Annotated in this window: 13 protein-coding genes and 1 pseudogene; 7 read left to right on the top strand and 7 right to left on the bottom strand. The window is 50.0% G+C overall.

The window, feature by feature from the left end; translation table 11 throughout:
* Window positions 1–2: 2 nt before the first annotated feature.
* The 3 genes from hcaD to ACVLR6_RS02020 all read left to right on the top strand — a co-directional run bounded on the left by hcaD (window position 3) and on the right by ACVLR6_RS02020 (window position 3686).
* Complete coding sequence (gene hcaD, locus ACVLR6_RS02010; protein WP_104484194.1) at window positions 3–1232, top strand: 3-phenylpropionate/cinnamic acid dioxygenase ferredoxin--NAD(+) reductase subunit; 1230 nt, start codon at window positions 3–5, stop codon at window positions 1230–1232.
* 312 nt (window positions 1233–1544) lie between these two features.
* A complete protein-coding gene (locus ACVLR6_RS02015; RefSeq protein WP_016659599.1) occupies window positions 1545–2453 on the top strand; it encodes a DMT family transporter in 909 nt (302 codons plus the stop codon).
* Window positions 2454–2636: 183 nt separating this feature from the next.
* Complete coding sequence (locus tag ACVLR6_RS02020) at window positions 2637–3686, top strand: MBL fold metallo-hydrolase (protein WP_455995757.1); 1050 nt, start codon at window positions 2637–2639, stop codon at window positions 3684–3686.
* 69 nt (window positions 3687–3755) lie between these two features.
* Here ACVLR6_RS02020 and ACVLR6_RS02025 read toward each other — a convergent pair whose 3' ends face one another.
* A complete protein-coding gene (locus ACVLR6_RS02025; RefSeq protein ID WP_005182013.1) occupies window positions 3756–5276 on the bottom strand; it encodes a catalase in 1521 nt (506 codons plus the stop codon).
* A gap of 298 nt (window positions 5277–5574) precedes the next feature.
* Window positions 5575–6216: a TetR/AcrR family transcriptional regulator gene (locus ACVLR6_RS02030; RefSeq protein ID WP_423562524.1), complete on the bottom strand. Its 642-nt coding sequence runs from the start codon at window positions 6214–6216 to the stop codon at window positions 5575–5577.
* A gap of 80 nt (window positions 6217–6296) precedes the next feature.
* Between ACVLR6_RS02030 and ACVLR6_RS02035 the strand changes: the two genes are divergently transcribed.
* Window positions 6297–7949: an acyl-CoA dehydrogenase family protein gene (locus tag ACVLR6_RS02035; RefSeq protein WP_455995759.1), complete on the top strand. Its 1653-nt coding sequence runs from the start codon at window positions 6297–6299 to the stop codon at window positions 7947–7949.
* Window positions 7950–8100: 151 nt separating this feature from the next.
* Here ACVLR6_RS02035 and ACVLR6_RS02040 read toward each other — a convergent pair whose 3' ends face one another.
* The gene (locus tag ACVLR6_RS02040; RefSeq protein WP_016659595.1) at window positions 8101–8592 is read right to left on the bottom strand and encodes a macro domain-containing protein; all 492 of its coding nucleotides are present in this window, start codon (window positions 8590–8592) and stop codon (window positions 8101–8103) included.
* A gap of 428 nt (window positions 8593–9020) precedes the next feature.
* Here ACVLR6_RS02040 and ACVLR6_RS02045 point away from each other — a divergent pair, with 428 nt between their 5' ends.
* A complete protein-coding gene (locus ACVLR6_RS02045) occupies window positions 9021–9200 on the top strand; it encodes a DUF7230 family protein (protein WP_104472119.1) in 180 nt (59 codons plus the stop codon).
* A gap of 13 nt (window positions 9201–9213) precedes the next feature.
* Here ACVLR6_RS02045 and ptsP read toward each other — a convergent pair whose 3' ends face one another.
* Window positions 9214–11511: a phosphoenolpyruvate--protein phosphotransferase gene (ptsP, locus tag ACVLR6_RS02050; RefSeq protein ID WP_005182028.1), complete on the bottom strand. Its 2298-nt coding sequence runs from the start codon at window positions 11509–11511 to the stop codon at window positions 9214–9216.
* 85 nt (window positions 11512–11596) lie between these two features.
* Complete coding sequence (locus ACVLR6_RS02055) at window positions 11597–12079, bottom strand: RNA pyrophosphohydrolase (RefSeq protein ID WP_005182032.1); 483 nt, start codon at window positions 12077–12079, stop codon at window positions 11597–11599.
* Between the two features lie 183 nt (window positions 12080–12262).
* Here ACVLR6_RS02055 and ACVLR6_RS02060 point away from each other — a divergent pair, with 183 nt between their 5' ends.
* Together ACVLR6_RS02060 and ACVLR6_RS02065 are read left to right on the top strand one after the other, a co-directional pair.
* Window positions 12263–12922 carry an HAD family hydrolase gene (locus tag ACVLR6_RS02060; protein WP_005182034.1) on the top strand — a complete coding sequence of 220 codons (660 nt, stop codon included), beginning with the start codon at window positions 12263–12265 and terminating at the stop codon, window positions 12920–12922.
* A gap of 184 nt (window positions 12923–13106) precedes the next feature.
* The gene (locus tag ACVLR6_RS02065; protein WP_005182035.1) at window positions 13107–13355 is read left to right on the top strand and encodes a DUF2789 family protein; all 249 of its coding nucleotides are present in this window, start codon (window positions 13107–13109) and stop codon (window positions 13353–13355) included.
* 76 nt (window positions 13356–13431) lie between these two features.
* Here the strand turns inward: ACVLR6_RS02065 and ovoA are convergent.
* Both ovoA and ACVLR6_RS02075 read right to left on the bottom strand, forming a co-directional pair.
* Window positions 13432–15478: pseudogene (gene ovoA, locus ACVLR6_RS02070) on the bottom strand (5-histidylcysteine sulfoxide synthase).
* Window positions 15479–15731: 253 nt separating this feature from the next.
* The gene (locus ACVLR6_RS02075; RefSeq protein WP_005182039.1) at window positions 15732–16598 is read right to left on the bottom strand and encodes a LysR family transcriptional regulator; all 867 of its coding nucleotides are present in this window, start codon (window positions 16596–16598) and stop codon (window positions 15732–15734) included.
* Window positions 16599–16794 lie beyond the last annotated feature (196 nt).

Consider the following 16794-nt stretch of genomic DNA (forward strand, 5'->3'; position numbering starts at 1 on the left):
GAATGAGCAATGTAAACAGCATCGTGATTGTCGGTGCAGGTCAGGCCGGTGCCAGCGCAATTCTGGAATTACGTGGCAACAAATACGAAGGCAAAATCACCCTGATCGGGGATGAAACCCATTTGCCGTATGAGCGTCCGCCTTTGTCTAAAGATGTGATTCTCAAACCAGCCGAAACCAAAATCGAAATTCTGTCAGAAGAAAAACTGGCGGAACTGGGCGTTGAAACCATCCGTGGTAACGGTGTGGCCAAAATCAATGCCGAGGCAAAAACGGTTGAACTGCAAAACGGTGATGTCGTTGCTTATGACAAGTTACTGCTGGCCACCGGTGGTGCAGCGCGTCGTTTACCCAACTTCGATGCGCTGGGTAAACACGTGTACACCCTGCGTAACCTGGAAGATTCACAAGCGCTGGTGCCGGTATTACAGCCGGGCCGCCGTATCATCCTGATTGGTGGTGGTGTGATCGGTCTGGAGCTTGCATCAAGCGCACGTTTTAAAGAATGTGAAGTGACCGTGATTGAAATGGGTCCAATGGTGATGGGTCGTTCATCACCACGCATCCTGAGCGAGTTCCTGCTGCAGCAGCAACAACTGGCCGGTGTTGATGTACGCCTGTCGACCCAGATTGCAGAATGCAAGCTGGATGGCGAAGAAATTGTGGTAACACTGGAAGGCGGTGAAGAGCTGCGTGCAGATGCTGTGGTCTATGGCATCGGGATTATCCCGAATGCACAGCTGGCCGTTGAAGCCGGTCTGGATGCGGACTTTGCGGTTAAGGTCAATGAAAATTGCCAGACCTCAAATCCGGATATTTATGCAGCGGGTGACGTGGCCACGCAACTGCGTGACTGTGGTAACCACCGCCGCGTTGAAACCTGGGAAAATGCCAACCTGCAAGCGGGTATCTTCGCGCGTCACGTGATGGGCGTTGAACATCCAGCGGCAAACCCGGCCTGGTTCTGGACCGATCAGCTGGACATCAACTATCAGTTTGTTGGTGATATGGCAGCGGCTGAATGGCATGTGCGTGGCGAGATCAAACCTGAACTGCGTGCTGAATCATCATTCGTATTGTTTGGTGTCACCGATGGCGTGATCGTTGGCGGGATTACCGTGAATGCAGCCAAAGATATGCGTCACCTGAAAAAGCTGATCAGTAAACAGGCGGCTTTTGAGGCTGACAAATATCTCGATCTGAGTCAGGATCTTCGTAAGCTGGTAAAATAATCCGGCGATACGGCAGGGCAGACCTTGGGTAACTTTGGTCTGCTTTTTTATGGCTGTTTTATTTTCTTGTTGAGACATGTCCACAATGTGCATGGTGATTTGTACATGACTTTGTGTCGGTAGGTCTTACTTTTTAAAGCTGATAAGAATCCTCAAAATTTATTTTTGAGTTCGCAGGGCAAAACTCTTTTCATTGTTTGGGCGTCTCTCTTCGTTCCGTGGTGACATTCAGGTCGTCATCCTCATTATTTCAAGATGGGTTTGAATAAAGATGCCTTCATTTTATGGTTTTCAAATTTAGTTGAGTTGTCTATGAGTTCAAACTCATCTCCCATGATCGTTACCGCCAGTATCTATGCCTTGCTGGTGCTGATCTGGGCCACCACGCCGCTGGCGATTGTGTGGAGTGTGGAAGAAGTCCATCCCATGTGGGTGCTGATTATCCGCTATTTCGGGGCTTCGCTGATTGCGCTGTTTTTACTGAAACTGATGCGTGATCCGTTGCCGCTGGATGAAACCTCACTCAAAAGTTATGTGGCGGGCAGCCTGAACCTGATTGGTGCGCAGCTGTTTATTTATCTGGCAGCCAATTACCTGACTTCGGGTTTAATGGCGCTGATTTTTGGTTTTTCCCCGCTTATTGCCGGTTTAATTGGCCATGTGATTTTAAAAACCCAGAAACTGGTGGCCCTGCAATGGCTGGGCATGGCGGTGGCGGTGGCCGGGCTGAGTTATGTCTTTGCCGACTCGGCAGACAGCAAGATCAACCCGATTGGGATTGTGCTGATGTTAATTAGCATGGTGTCGTATATCAGCTCGATTTTCTGGGTCAAGCAGATTAATGCACCACTGAGTCCGATGTCACAGGCCACCGGTTCCTTGCTGGTCTCGGCACTGGGTTCAATGCTGATGTTGCCATTCATCTGGTCACATATGCCAACCGAATGGCCGGGCATGCAAACCATGATTGGCTTTTTGTTTACCATGATCATGTCTTCGATTGTGGCGATGCTGTGTTATTTCTGGCTGATTCGCCGTCTGGCTGCGTCCACTGTCTCTTTAAGCAATGTGATGACCCCGATTATTGCACTGGTACTCGGAGCGACCCTGAATCATGAGCATATCAGTGCACATGCGGTGGCCGGGATTGCGGTGGTGATGCTGGGCATTGTGATGTATTTCTGGAAAGACTGGCAGCGTCAGTATTTTTCTAAATGGTGACAGCACAGGAAGCCATGCGCTTCCTGCTGTTTTGGCTTTTGCTAAAAACAACAAAAACATAAAACAAAATATTCCACAATTTTGGATACTATGCATATTGCATCGGCACTTGCTGTCCTGTGTAATGAAGACTTAATAAATCACAGGATTTGCTCTACGTGCTTCAATTTTTATCGGACTGACATGAATCAAAACGCGGAACCTAAGCATTTTCAGCTACCAACCGAAACATGTTGGTCACACGCCTGGCGTCAGCCTGCTTTGCAGTTTTTACCTTCCCGGCATTATAACGGTGCCCAGTTTTTCAATCCGGTGCCGGCACCCGAAGGGCGTAGCCGCAGTGATTTGCTGAAATGGCTGTTACAGCGTAAACGCAATAGCTGGACCGCAGAAAACACACCAGAGCAGCCCGCTGAAGGCAAGCGTCCGATTCCGCAGGAACGTCCGAATGCCAGCCTGGATGACTGGCAGATCTGGTTTGTAGGGCATGCTACCGTTCTGATTCAGATTGGCCCCTATAATTTCCTGACCGATCCGGTCTGGTGTGAATATGCCGGACCGCAGCAGGGCAGAGGTCCGAAACGGATTTGCCCGGCTGGAATTGCCCTGGAAGAGTTACCGACCATTCATGCGGTGCTGTTGAGCCATAACCATTATGACCACATGGATCTGGCCACCCTGCGCTGGTTACATGCCCGTTTTGCCATGCCAATTTATACCGGACTGGGCAACAGCTGGTATTTGCCAAAAAACTTTCATGTGGTGGAAATGGACTGGTGGCAATCGGCGCTATTTAATGAATTAAAACTGGTCTATATTCCGGCGCAGCATGGTTCAGGCCGTGGTATGCGCGACCAGAACAGTGCCCTCTGGGGTGGCTTCTCGATTCTGCATGGTGAAGATCACTGCTTCTTTGCCGGAGATACCGGTTATTCCTCGCATTTTAAGGAAATCCATGCCCGTATTGGCGCACCGCGGATTGCACTATTACCGATTGGTGCCTATGAGCCACGGGGCCTGATGCGCTATATGCACATGAATCCGGAAGATGCTTTTCAGGCGCATAAAGACCTGCATTCCAAATGTTCGCTGGCCATTCATTACCGTACCTTCCAGCTCACCGATGAAGGCCGTGAACAGCCGGAAGTCGATTTGCAAAATGCCATGCGTAAATCCTCAAAACTGATGAATCCGTTTTATTGCATTCGCGAAGGCAAGAAGCTGATTGTTTAAGTTTAAATCCTGCAACAAAAAACCACCCGAAGGTGGTTTTTTTATGGCTTGAACTCTCTGTGTAGAGGCTTAGAGCACGCCTGGCTGACCCAGCGCAGGGTCGGTGGCTCGAGCGGCCTGAGCATCTGCCACGGTCATCCCCAAGGCTTGGGCTACACCTTCGCCGTAGGCCGGGTCACACATAAAGCAGTTACGGATATGACGGTACTTGATAAAGTCATAGGCATCGCCCATGGCACGCGCAGTATTGTCAAACAGCGCCTGTTTCTGTTCAGGATTCATCAGGTTGAACAGGGCACGCGGCTGGCTAAAGTAATCGCTGTCATCTTGACGATAATCCCAGAAATCGGCATCGCCACGGATTTTCAGTGGTGGTTCACGGTACTGTGGCTGTTCCTGCCATTGCTGGAAGCTGTTTGGCTCATAGTGTGGCAAGCCGCCATAGTTGCCATCCATACGACCCTGACCATCACGGCGGTTAGAGTGGACCGGACAACGGGCTGCGTTTACCGGAATCTGGGAATGGTTTACCCCCACGCGATAACGTGCGGCATCGGCATAGTTAATTAAACGCGCTTGCAGCATACGGTCTGGTGAATAGCTGATCCCCGGCACCAGGGTACTTGGCGCAAAAGCGGCCTGTTCCACATCCTGGAAATAGTTTTCTGGGTTACGGTTCAGTTCAAACTCACCGACTTCAATTAATGGATAATCACCTTTTGGCCAGACTTTGGTCAGGTCAAACGGATGATAAGGCACGGTTTCCGCTTCGGTTTCCGGCATGATCTGCACGAATAGGGTCCATTTCGGGAAATCGCCACGTTCAATTGCATTAAACAGGTCATTTTGGCTGCTTTCACGGTCCTGGCCAATCAGTGCTGCGGCTTCGGCATCGGTCAGGTTTTTAATGCCTTGCTGGGTACGGAAATGGAATTTGACCCAGAAACGTTCATTGTTGGCATTAATGAAGCTGTAGGTGTGGCTGCCAAAACCATGCATATGACGATAACCATCTGGAATACCGCGGTCTGACATGACAATGGTCACCTGATGCAGCGCTTCTGGTAACAGGGTCCAGAAATCCCAGTTGTTGTTAGCAGAACGGACGTTGGTTTTCGGGTCACGTTTTACCGCTTTGTTCAGGTCCGGGAACTGGCGCGGGTCACGGAAGAAGAACACCGGTGTGTTGTTACCGACTAAATCCCAGTTGCCTTCTTCGGTATAGAATTTTAGTGCAAAACCGCGAATATCACGTTCGGCATCGGCTGCACCGCGCTCACCGGCCACTGTCGAGAAGCGGGCAAACATTTCGGTTTTCTTGCCGACTTCAGAGAAAATTTTGGCGCGGGTATATTGGGTAATGTCGTGAGTCACGGTAAAGGTTCCGAATGCACCTGAACCTTTGGCGTGCATACGACGCTCAGGAATCACTTCACGAACAAAGTTCGCCAGTTTTTCATTGAGCCATAAATCCTGGGTAAGCAATGGACCACGGGCACCGGCGGTCATACTGTTCTGGTTATCGACCACCGGAGCACCGGCATCGGTGGTGAGGTGGGTGACCGGACATTTTTTAAAGTCTTGGCTCATTATCGTTCTCCGTTATTGTATTCATGTGCTGACGTTGGACACGGGCTGGATTCTCCAGGCAGGTGACATCTCATGAAATTAACCGTTATCAAAGTCATCAATATAAAAAATAAACCCAGCTTATCATTGAAATCTACCTTGCAATAGCTGGCTGGGCAGAATGACGATGGATAAAAAACATAAAAATGCAACTTGGTTCTTATTTAATTTAAACCGAATATAACACTTTTTCAAATAGATAAAACGATTAGTGCTCAAAGGAATAATCGATAGCTTAAAGTTTTGATTTCTGAGTGTTTTAGTCGGATTTTGTTGAGATGAGCCGGGCTAAAAATGGCTGGATGGCCAGTTCAATATCGGCCTGCAGTTGCGGCCAGTCCTGAAATGTGGGCTGGATTAACAGGGTTTGTGAAATAAAGCCATAACTGATGCGATGCAGGTTTTCGGCACAGCGCAAGCGTTCGCGGGTTTCAGGCGTATAGCGGCTTAAAATCTGCTGCCAGCTGTCCAGCATCAGCTGATAATGCTTTTGATAGGCCTGCTCGCTCGACAGGCTGCGTTCCAGTAAAAACACACTGGCCCACAGCCGCTGTTCGCTGCGGATACGGTCAAGCTGAAAGCGCAGCAGGGTCAGTATATCGCTGCAAATATCACCAGTTGTGGATAACTGTAGCGGTGGCTGGGTATAACTGCGTAGCGCCTCGGCATGCTGGATAATCTGCTGGTGAATCACCCAGGCCAGCAAATCTTCTTTCTGGGCAAAGTATTCATAAAAGGTGCCCAGACCGACCCCGGCCAGTTCGGTAATCTCACGGATGGTCAGTTGTGCGGGTGTCTGCTGCTGCAAAAGCCGAACAACACTGTCCAGTAGTGCCTGCTGGGTCTGTTTGGCCCGGGACTGGCGAGGCTTACGCCGCAGCTGTACAGAGGGGGAGGTCATGACTGAAAACCGAACATGCTGTGGGTGAATATTCTTTATACTGAAAGCCTATCATCATAATCAATCAGGAACGATGAACGATGCAGGCATGGATGACCCATTCTATTCAGAATCAGTTTGATGAACGTCAGGATTATAACCTGTTTGCGAGTGACCGCGTATTGCAGGAAATCTTGCAGCGCTATGGCAGTCAGGATCAGGCACGCCTTAGCGCACTCGGTCAGCAGGCCGGATCGGCAGAGGCTTATCATTCTGCCCATTTAGCCAATAGCCATACCCCGCAGTTACAGGCCTTTGATGCTCGCGGCCGCCGTCAGGATGTGGTCGAGTTCCATCCGGCCTGGCATTACTGGATGGCGCTGAACCGGGAATTTCAGACCCATGCCCATCCCTTTATTGAACCTCAGTCTGCATCTGCCTGGGTCGATTGGGCGGCGCGCTTTTATCTGAGTGGTCAGGTTGAATGTGGCAATCTGTGTCCCGCTTCTATGACCCTGGGCAGCATTCCGCTCATTCAGCGTGAACCTGAACTGTGGCAACAGCTCGGCGATAAACTGCTGTCGAATGAATATGATACGCGGGATATTCCAATGGCGCAGAAAACATCAATCTGGCTGGGCATGGGCATGACTGAAAAGCAGGGCGGCTCCGATGTACGCGCCAATGAAACCATCGCCACTCCGGTGGGGGCTGCGGGTCGTGGCCAGCCCTATCTGCTGACCGGGCATAAATGGTTTTTCTCGGCGCCGATGTGCGATGCGCATTTGGTGGTGGCTAAAACCAAACAGGATGGCTTGGCCTGCTTCTTTGTCCCGCGCTGGCTGGAAGATGGTCGCAAGAACACGATTCATATCCAGCGTTTAAAAGATAAGGTCGGCAACCGCAGCAATTCCAGCTCGGAAGTCGAGTTTCACGAGGCTTGGGGCATCATGATTGGCGAAGCTGGCCGTGGTATTCCCACTATTATTGAAATGGCCAATTATACCCGCCTGACCTGTGTGGTCGGCAGCAGTGCCATGTTGCGCCAGGCGCTGGTGCAATGTATTGCCTATACCCGGCAGCGTAAAGCCTTTGGTAAGCCGCTGGCTGAACAGCCGCTGATGCAGGCGGTGCTGGCTGATCTGGCACTGGAAACCGAAGCCGCGGTGCAGCTGGGTTTTTATCTGGCGCAGTGCTATCAGTTGGATACGCTGCTGGCGCAGGCCTGGAAGCGGATTATGACTCCGGCCGCCAAGTTCTGGGTGTGTAAGCGTACTGTCGAGCTGAGCGGCGAAATGATGGAAGTTTTTGGCGGCAATGGCTATGTCGACAACGGCATCATGGCGCGTATTTTTAAAGAAGCCCCGGTAAATAGTATCTGGGAAGGTTCGGGCAATGTCATGTGTCTGGATGTGCTACGCGCGATACAGCGTGATCCGGCGTCCATGCAGGTCCTGTTGCAGTCGCTGGCCGATGGTGTGCAACAACAGCCGTTGTTACAGCAGGAATTGCAGGCGCTGATGCAGCTGTTCCAGCAGACAGACCCACAAGCCTTGCAGTTTATGGCACGTACGCTGGTAAGCCGTTTGGTGCTGCTGGCACAGGCGGTCATCTTAAACCAGCATGCACCTGATTTTGTGGCACAGGCCTTTATCCAGAGCCGTTATCAGACCCTGCATGGTCAGGTGGTGGGCATGTTAGACCCGGCCCAGGTCGATGTTGCCCGGCTGTTAGAACGTGCGCTGGCGGCCTAAACATCACGCGTGATAGAGAGTATCCTGATAGAAAAATTCCCCGCTTGACTTCAGCCAAGCGGGGAAATCGGACTGGATGCATGGCGGTCTGCAGTTGCGCAGCCGTGTGATCCCGGCATCAGTCTCACTCTAACGATCAAACGAGCTTGGCTTAATGCGCCGGTTCGTCTGCTTTCACCCCTTTCTGGTACAGGGTGTAGATATAAACCGGGATATTCAGGTCTTCTAAATGCTTGTAAATTAGCGGGCGGACTTCTTCCCAATCCAGACCGCCGACACCGGTAGCCAGACGTGGCAGCGCCAAACTTTCAATATTCTCGGCTTCAACCAGCTGTTTCAGGTTTTTCAGGGTGCGGTTGACGTATTCTGTCGATGCTTTACCCGGCTTAGAACCGTTGTCATAGGCCGCTTCCTGAGTCATCAGATTAATGATGCGCTGACCTTCGGCATTGACCCAGGTCCATTGTTCACCCGCTTTAGGATGGTAAATATGGCAATAGTTACGGAAGTCTTTATACAGCGCCGGCCAGTGTTCGCGCAGACTTAAAGCCAGTCCGGTGGCAAAGTTATCATTTGGGGCAACACCGTGGGCAATGGCACGGGCTTGGCTCAATAAAATATCTCCAGAAACTTCATAAATCATACTGTGAACTCCTGTTTTGGAATAGGCTGTTTGAATTGATCTTCTAGCTTCATCTTAGCCTATCAGGAAGTTTTTTTTAGCGTGCTATATAGCTGCTAAGTCTTTGCAAAATAATAAAAAATATAAGATTTTGTGGTATAATTATAGGGGCAGAGCAGCTGAATCTACTTTCATTTTTTGACTGAAGAATGTTCAGAAAAACACTGCAAAATTTTTCTATACCGTTTCTTTTATTGTTACATGACTGTCGCAAAATTGCTGCTGAATTGTCCAAAAGAATGTATGATTGACTCCCCATTCCAAAGGGATGTCGACGGGAAACAAAACGCAGTTTTAAGGCTAAAATGCGCTTGAATTTTGCGCAAATGTACCCATCAATACAGCGCAGGAACACCTGCATTCAAATCATGAACCGGAAGGATAAAGTGATGGCAAAGAAAAAACAGCCAGAAGTGATTCAGCATAACTTCGTGGCCAAATATATGCATGAGGTCAACAAGAGCCAGGTTTTTGTCGACCGGAAAAAGAATGCCAAACGCGGCTATAGCAAACACAAACAAGGGCGATATTCTGATGATTATCGCCCTTATTCATTCTGTCTGGTTTAAATAAAAATATAGCTTAAGCGCCAACAATCCGGGTAGAGGCCTTGACCATATCGCCCAGACCATGGGTTTTAAAATAATATTCCATCCAGCTTTTCACCATCAGCGAATTATTCATTTTCAGCACCCGTTCCAGCTGCTCCTGTGCTTCGCTCATCGGCACATGGCAAATCGCTTTACGCACGCGCAGAATGTTACTCGAACTCATCGACAGGGTATTAAAGCCCATCGCCATCAACAGCACCGCAGATAGCGGATCACCGGCCATTTCACCACAAATGCTGACCGGTTTATCGTACTTGTGACATTCCTTGACCAGACGGGTCAGCGCGCGCAGCACCGACGGGTGAAAATGCGAATAGACGTTGGCCACGCGTGGATTATTACGGTCTACCGCCAGCAGATACTGGGTCAGGTCATTGGAGCCGACCGAGAAGAAATCGACCAGTTCGGCAAATTCATCAATCTGTAGCAGCACACTGGGCACTTCTACCATAATCCCGATACGCGGCTTGTTGATCTTGACCTGTTCTTCTTCCTGTACCGCATGCCAGTCACGATCCAGCAGATACAGCGCTTCTTCAACTTCATTGACGCTGGTGACCATCGGCAGCAGGATGTGCAGATTGTTCAGGCCGATACTGGCTTTGAGCATGGCGCGAATTTGCGAAGAAAAAATTTCCGGATGATCGAGGGTGAAGCGAATCCCGCGCCAGCCTAGTGCCGAGTTTTCTTCTTCAATCGAGAAATACGGCAGGTCTTTGTCTGCGCCAATATCCAGGGTACGCATTACCACCGGTTTATTGGCAAAGTGGCTCAGCTGCTGGCGGTAAATGGCACGCTGTTCTTCTTCGCCCGGGAAACGATCCCGCAGCATAAACGGAATTTCAGAGCGGTATAGGCCGACCCCTTTGGCACCACGTTGTACCCCGCGTACCACATCAATCATCAGACCGGTATTGACATACAGTTTGACCGTCACGCCGTCTGGGGTAACGGCGTCCTTGGTTTCATACTGTTTCAGGTCTTTGGCAATCAGTTCTTCTTCTTTCTGAATTTCTTTATAGCGGGTGCGTAAACGCCGTGGCGGATTAATAAACACCCGGCCCTGATGCGCATCGACAATCATTTCTACGTCATCGAGGGTGTTGATCGGCAGTTCAGTCACCCCGACCACGGTTGGAATACCCAGTGCGCGCGCGACAATCACCATATGTGAGTTCATGGCGCCTTCGGTGGTGACAATTGCGGCAATTTTATCGACCGGTAATTCCACCAGTGCCGCGGTCGAGATTTCTTCACCAATCAGAATACTTTCATCGGTCAGTTCGCGGTGGCTGGCATCGGCTTCCTGCAAATAGGCCAGAATACGCCGGCCGAGATCTTTTAAGTCGGAAACCCGTTCACGCAGGTAGTCATCTTCCATCTGGGCAAACTGGGCAATGTGGCTGTCAATGACAATCCGCACCGCACCTTGTGCCCAATTGCCATCCCGAATCAGTTCTTTAATTTCCGCCGGCAGGGCATTTTCATCCAGCATACGCAGGAACACGCTAAACAGGGCGCGTTCTTCGGCCATCAGCGCATCCTGCATTTTGTCATCCAGCGCCTGAATTTCCTGACGCACGGCATCCAGCGCAGTGTCGAGCAGTTTCAGTTCTTCGCTGATGTCATCGGCTTCACGGTCAGGTACCGCCGCCAAATCTGCTGGTGGATAGAGAATGACCGCACGGCCAAGCGCAATCCCGCCCGAGCCGGAAACGCCCTGGAAGGTTTTGTAGGCCGGCAGATTGCTGGGTTTACGAAAGACATCAATATTGCCAACGGCATGCGCATGCGCAATCACGCCAGAGAGCTGGGCGCAGAGCGTGACCAGAAAGGATTCAGCCGCTTCGCTAAAGTCCTGACATTCCTTGTTCTGCACCACCAGTACGCCCATGACCTTACGACGGTACATGACCGGCACGCCGAGGAAGGAATTATAAATTTCTTCGCCGGTTTCCGGTAAATACAGGAAGCGTTCATGTTTGGGTGCATCATCCAGGTTGACGATTTCTTCGCGCTGGCCGACCAGCCCCACCAGACCTTCACCGGTATGTAGGGACACGTGGCCGACCGCTTCCGGATTCAAACCCTTAGAGGCCATCAGCAGATAACGCTGGTTGCGCTCATCAAGCAGGTAAATAGAGCAGACATCGACATGCATGGCTTCAGCAACCTGATTGACCATAATGTCGAGCGATTCATGCAAACTGGTGGACGCATTAATTTCCTGCACAATGCGTCTTAGGGTATCCAGTTGCATATTCGACATAAAGTCTGCTCCAAATCAGCGTTCCAGTTCTGTTCTCTTTATAGCAAGAGTCGTTTAAAAAATCTGCATGATCATACAGCTTTTTTCAGGCTTTCTTAGATGGCAATTGATGACATAATTCCACCATCGCCTTGCGGTACACATCGCGTTTAAAATTCACGACCTGACCCAGTGGGTACCAGTAACTGACCCACTGCCATTGATCAAACTCGGGCGGATCGGACAGGTTGAGCTGAATCAACTGGGCCGAGGCCGTGAGTTTGAGTAAAAACCACTTCTGTTTTTGACCAATACATACCGGATCGGAATCGGGCCGGATGTAACGGTGCGGCAAACGGTAACGCAGCCAACCTTTCGTTTGTGCGATAATTTGAACGTGTTCGGGCAGTAAGCCAACTTCTTCTCTCAGCTCACGATAAAGTGCCTGCTCAGGGGTTTCTCCATGCTGGATACCTCCTTGTGGAAATTGCCATGCATTGTGTCCAATGCGTTTTGCCCATAAAACCTGTCCAAAGTCGTTTGCCAAAATGATCCCGACATTGGGTCGGAAACCTTCTGAGTCGATCATTTGGCTACCTAAATATTCTGTAAATTATGCCTTTGCTCCCGGGGATTTTTATTTCTGTATCCAACACGAAAAAAAGCAAAGTTTAAAAATGTTAAAATTGCTATGATCTTAACGAATTTCTATCGACTAGCGGAGATAGATTTACAAATTTTTTCTTAAATTTCAGTTTTTACGAGTATTTTCATGAAATTGGCGCTATTTGATCTCGATCACACCTTGTTAAATACAGATTCGGATCATTCCTGGGGTGAGTTTTTAGTCAATGAAGGTCTGGTCGATCCGGTTCATCACCGCGCCATGAATGACAAATTTTATGAAGATTACAAAGCTGGCCAGCTTGACCCGATTGCCTATAACGAATTTGTATTCGAATTTCTGACCCAGCACGAGTCACACTACCTGACCGAACTGCATGAGTTGTTTATGCAAAAAGTGATTCGTCCACAAATGCGCCCGGAAGGTTTTAAGGCGATTCAGCGTCATCGTGAGGCCGGACATGCACTGGTCGGCATTACCGCGACTTCGGATTTTATTACTGCGCCAATTTTCCGTGAATTTGGCATTAGCGAAATCATTGCCACCAATGCCGAAGTGGTCGATGGCAAATATACCGGTAAAGTGATCAATACCGCCTGTTATCAGCAGGGCAAACTGGTACGTCTGGAACAGTGGCTGGCCGGACGTGAGGTGACCGAATCCTGGGCCTATTCAGATTCAATCAATGACCGTTTCTTGCTAGAATATGCAGACCACGCCATTGCGGTGAATCCGGATGATCGTCTGCGGGCCTTGGCGGTCGAGCAGGGCTGGGAGATTCAGGACTGGTCGATTGCTGCTGAATAAAAGCGCAGTTTATCTACACCAAGATCAGCAGACAGGGCCGCTATAACTGGCCCTGTTTTTTGGTCTGTGCCGGTTGTCATCTATCTTGCAAATTTATGAAAAGGTGAATTTTTTTTAACAGCACTAGGATTTGCAGTTTTATATGCTATGGTGAAGACAAGAACAACAACAGGGAGATTCACGCATGCGCCAAACCCGACCAAGAATGACCAATCTGTTTGAACAACTGGGCCTGGACTCCAGCGAACAGGCGATTCAAGATTTTATCGGCCAGCATCAACTGGCGGCGGAAATTCATATTATGGATGCAGAATTCTGGAGTGATGGTCAACGTCAGTTTTTAGCTGAAAAAATTGCCTCGGATGGGGAGTGGGCCATTACGGTCGACCAGCTGAATGAAGCGCTGCATGAAGACTCTGTGCCTCGCCGTTAAATCGTTCGTTCAAATCTCCAGATCATCAGGCCAAATCCGGAATTTGGCCTGATCCCTCACTTTCTTTTCTATCCATTTAGGCAATCCGTTCCCAGAAGCTGACCTGCGCATAGGTATGCTGAAACTTGCGCTGGGTTTCCCGAATCACAAAAGGGATGTCCTGCTAAACGGAAATGCGGCTCTAGCAAGGCTGTTAAGCCATCCAGACTGCTCCAGTTTTCGCCATCTTTTTTAAAGCCACCCAGCCATTCACTGCGGACAGTGTGTTCTTCCATCCAGGTATAGGGTGAGCTGAGCATCAGAATGCCGCCCATATTCAGCCGTGTATGAATCTGGCTTAAAAACTGCGCCGGATGATGCAGCCGGTCAATTAAATTGGCCGCCAGAATAAAATCATAGCCTCTGAAAATCGCTTTAAGATTACAGGCATCACCCTGGTAAAACTGGACTTTGTCCCGGACCTCCGCCAATCCAAGTTGAGCCAAGTCACAGGCATGATAATCCACCAGTTCACCTTCGGTGCAGATGCTGTAATGCAGGGTTTCGCCCTGTGCCAGTTTGACGCCGTTCTGGATAAAGCGCGCTGAAAAATCAATCCCGACCACTTCATCAAAATAACGGGCCAGTTCAAAGCTGGCGCGGCCGGTAGCACAGCCAATATCCAGTGCTTTACGGCGTGGTCTGTCGGCCAGCTGGGTCAGGGCCAGTTGCACCAGTGTCTGGGCAAAATTGGCTACGCCAAAATATTCACGGCCATACTGAAATTCCAGATATTCAGACACCAGCCGGTCGGTTTCATATTGTGATTGAATGGCCAGCGGCTCCTGATCAGAAACCACATAACGGAAACCGGCATGCTGGAAAAAATGCCGGCGAAAGGCATAGCGTGAGGCCAGTTCGGCTTCATTGCCGGCAGAAATCCAGGAACCGCCTTTGAGCAGATTATGCCGGCCATCAAAGGTCGGGGTGCTGAAATCATCATAAATCGGATGCACCACAAAACCGGGAAATGGATAAATCGGGGTTTCGGTCCATTGCCAGACATTGCCGCGCAGGTCATAAAAATCGCCATGCGGGAAGGTATTGACCGGACAGGAGGAAGCACCATAGGCCAGCGCCAGATTGGCAGGTGCAGACGGCTCATTTACGCCAGCCAGCTGTACCAGCCGATACCATTCCTCTTCGGTGGGCAGTCGTACTGGCTGACCAGTTTGTTTCGCTTTCCAGTGGCAAAAGGCTTTGGCCTCATGATAATTCACCTCCGCCGGCCAGTCCCACGGCATTGGTACTTCTTCGGTCAGCAGCCGGAGTGACCAGTCCGGCCCGTGTTTACGCCAGAAGGTCGGATATTCGGCCTGGGCAAAGCTGCGCCATTGCCAGCCTTCATCTTCCCAATAGTTTGTGTTCTGATAGCCGGCATCTTCAACAAAGGCCAGAAATTCCTGATTGCTGACCAGATAGCGGCTGGCCGAAAAGGCCGCTACCTCGGCCTGATGCTGGCCATATTCATTGTCCCAGCCGTAAACCGGGTCGTGCCGGTCTTTACCGAGCTGTACCCGGCCGGCTGCCACTGGAAGCAACGCATTCTCTGGCGCGGTGCCGCTTAAGTTATTCGGCCGCCATGGTGGCTGTGTCTGGACATAGTCGAGTGCATGCTGGCGAATCAGCACGGAGGAGGTTTCCAGATGAATCCGCTCGTGTTCAATGCCCATCAGAATTGACCACCACGAATGCTGCCAGTCAATTGGCGTGCTCAGCGGTGCCTGTTCAATAATTTCCAGCACCGTGGCACGCACCTGATCGCGGTAGTGTTTGACCTGCGCGGGTGTCGGCCAGTCATAATGGCTGTCATCCAGGTCATCCCAGCTCATCTCATCCACACCCACCGCAAAGATGGATTCAAAATGTGGATTGATACGCTGTTCAATCAGTTTGCTGAGCAGCAGTTTGTTGATGAAAAATGTCGCGGTATGGCCATAGTAAAAAATCAGCGGATGGCGCAGCGCAATTGGTTTGCGATAAAAGGCCTCATCGCCGTTGAGGCAGCTAAACAATGATTCATAACAGTCAAAGGTTTGCAGAAAATACTGCTTGAGGGTGGCACGTAGCGTATCGGCCTGCATAACATCCAGCCGTGGACTGGGCTGTAAAGGCGGTGCACTGCCGGCTAGGCGCTGCTGGAGCGCCTGGGCTGAACTGAACGAAGGGGAATAGGCAAGCGGGGAAGTGGTCTGGTTCATCACTCTGCTCCTGCATCATTTTTATAAAGATCCTGGTGTCTTGTGCGGGCACCTTGTCTTTTCAAATTACGCCAATTTGGAGCAGCGTGCTGTTTTGTTCAGTAACTGTATAGGTGGATGCGGCCGGTCGATGAACCTAGTCCGGCTGCTGCATAAAGTTAACCAGCGCCTGCGCCGCTTTGGACTGTGTGCGTCCCGGATGCCAGACCATGCCCAGCTGGCGGTTCATTTCCAGATTAATATCCAGCTGTTGTAGGTCCTGATTAATCAGGGTTTTCGGTAATACTGACCAGCCCAGTCCAATCGACACCAGCATGCGGATGGATTCCAGCGGGTTATTGCTCATGGTGATTTTTGGCTTCACGCCCTGTTTTTCAAACTCGGCCAAGGTAATCTGGCTGGTATAGGTTTGTGCTGCTGGTAGCAGGCTCGGGAACTGGGTTAAATCTTCCAGTTTCAGTCTTTTCTGCTGGGCCAGCGGATGAAAAGGCGCAGCCACAAACACCAGCGGATCATTCCAGATGGTGACATATTGCAGCCGGTCATCACCTTGCGGCGGCAGGGTTAAAAAGGCCAGTTCCAGATCACCGGCCAGCACCTGTTCATGCGCCTGTTCCGAATCGACAAAATGCACATCTAAGGTGACATCGGGGAAATCCTGGACATAGCGACGTAAATGATCGGGTAGATGATGCAGGCCAATATGATGGCTGGTGCCAATTTTCAGGCGACCCTGCACCTGACCCTGTTCATGGCTTAAAGTATGATGAATATCGCCCAGTTCATTTAGCCAGTTTTTGACTTTGGGTAACAGCGAATGCGCGGCATGGGTCGCCTGCACGCCACGACCGGCCGATTCAAACAGCTTGACCCCAAAATATTCTTCCAGGCTATGAATCCGTTTGGTGACTGCGGGCTGGGTAATAAACAGCTGATCGGCGGCCAGAGAAATCGAACCGGTTTCCATGACTTTTACAAAAGCTTCAAATGCTGCAAGATTCATCGCAATCACCTATAAAGATTTTTTATGCTTAAAATTATTATTTAGAAATTTTTAGAATTAATCAAAGATTATTTTTCTATAAATTGAAGTTCAACAACCATAACTTGAATATAAATATTTTAAAAACAGTAATTTAAGTTATATTAAAATAAAAAAGATCATCCTGAAGATGATCTTTTGGGAGGAACACCGGGCG

Source organism: Acinetobacter sp. T63 (assembly GCF_053852345.1).

What these genes read in the sequence shown, in the direction of transcription:
- ACVLR6_RS02035 (WP_455995759.1), top strand. Translation starts at nt 6,297, where the DNA reads ATGCAGGCATGGATGACCCATTCTATTCAGAATCAGTTTGATGAACGT.
- ACVLR6_RS02045 (WP_104472119.1), top strand. Translation starts at nt 9,021, where the DNA reads ATGGCAAAGAAAAAACAGCCAGAAGTGATTCAGCATAACTTCGTGGCC.
- ACVLR6_RS02030 (WP_423562524.1), bottom strand. Translation starts at nt 6,216, where the DNA reads ATGACCTCCCCCTCTGTACAGCTGCGGCGTAAGCCTCGCCAGTCCCGG.
- ACVLR6_RS02015 (WP_016659599.1), top strand. Translation starts at nt 1,545, where the DNA reads ATGAGTTCAAACTCATCTCCCATGATCGTTACCGCCAGTATCTATGCC.
- ACVLR6_RS02060 (WP_005182034.1), top strand. Translation starts at nt 12,263, where the DNA reads ATGAAATTGGCGCTATTTGATCTCGATCACACCTTGTTAAATACAGAT.
- ACVLR6_RS02040 (WP_016659595.1), bottom strand. Translation starts at nt 8,592, where the DNA reads ATGATTTATGAAGTTTCTGGAGATATTTTATTGAGCCAAGCCCGTGCC.
- ACVLR6_RS02055 (WP_005182032.1), bottom strand. Translation starts at nt 12,079, where the DNA reads ATGATCGACTCAGAAGGTTTCCGACCCAATGTCGGGATCATTTTGGCA.
- ACVLR6_RS02020 (WP_455995757.1), top strand. Translation starts at nt 2,637, where the DNA reads ATGAATCAAAACGCGGAACCTAAGCATTTTCAGCTACCAACCGAAACA.
- ACVLR6_RS02075 (WP_005182039.1), bottom strand. Translation starts at nt 16,598, where the DNA reads ATGAATCTTGCAGCATTTGAAGCTTTTGTAAAAGTCATGGAAACCGGT.
- hcaD (WP_104484194.1), top strand. Translation starts at nt 3, where the DNA reads ATGAGCAATGTAAACAGCATCGTGATTGTCGGTGCAGGTCAGGCCGGT.
- ACVLR6_RS02025 (WP_005182013.1), bottom strand. Translation starts at nt 5,276, where the DNA reads ATGAGCCAAGACTTTAAAAAATGTCCGGTCACCCACCTCACCACCGAT.
- ACVLR6_RS02065 (WP_005182035.1), top strand. Translation starts at nt 13,107, where the DNA reads ATGCGCCAAACCCGACCAAGAATGACCAATCTGTTTGAACAACTGGGC.
- ptsP (WP_005182028.1), bottom strand. Translation starts at nt 11,511, where the DNA reads ATGTCGAATATGCAACTGGATACCCTAAGACGCATTGTGCAGGAAATT.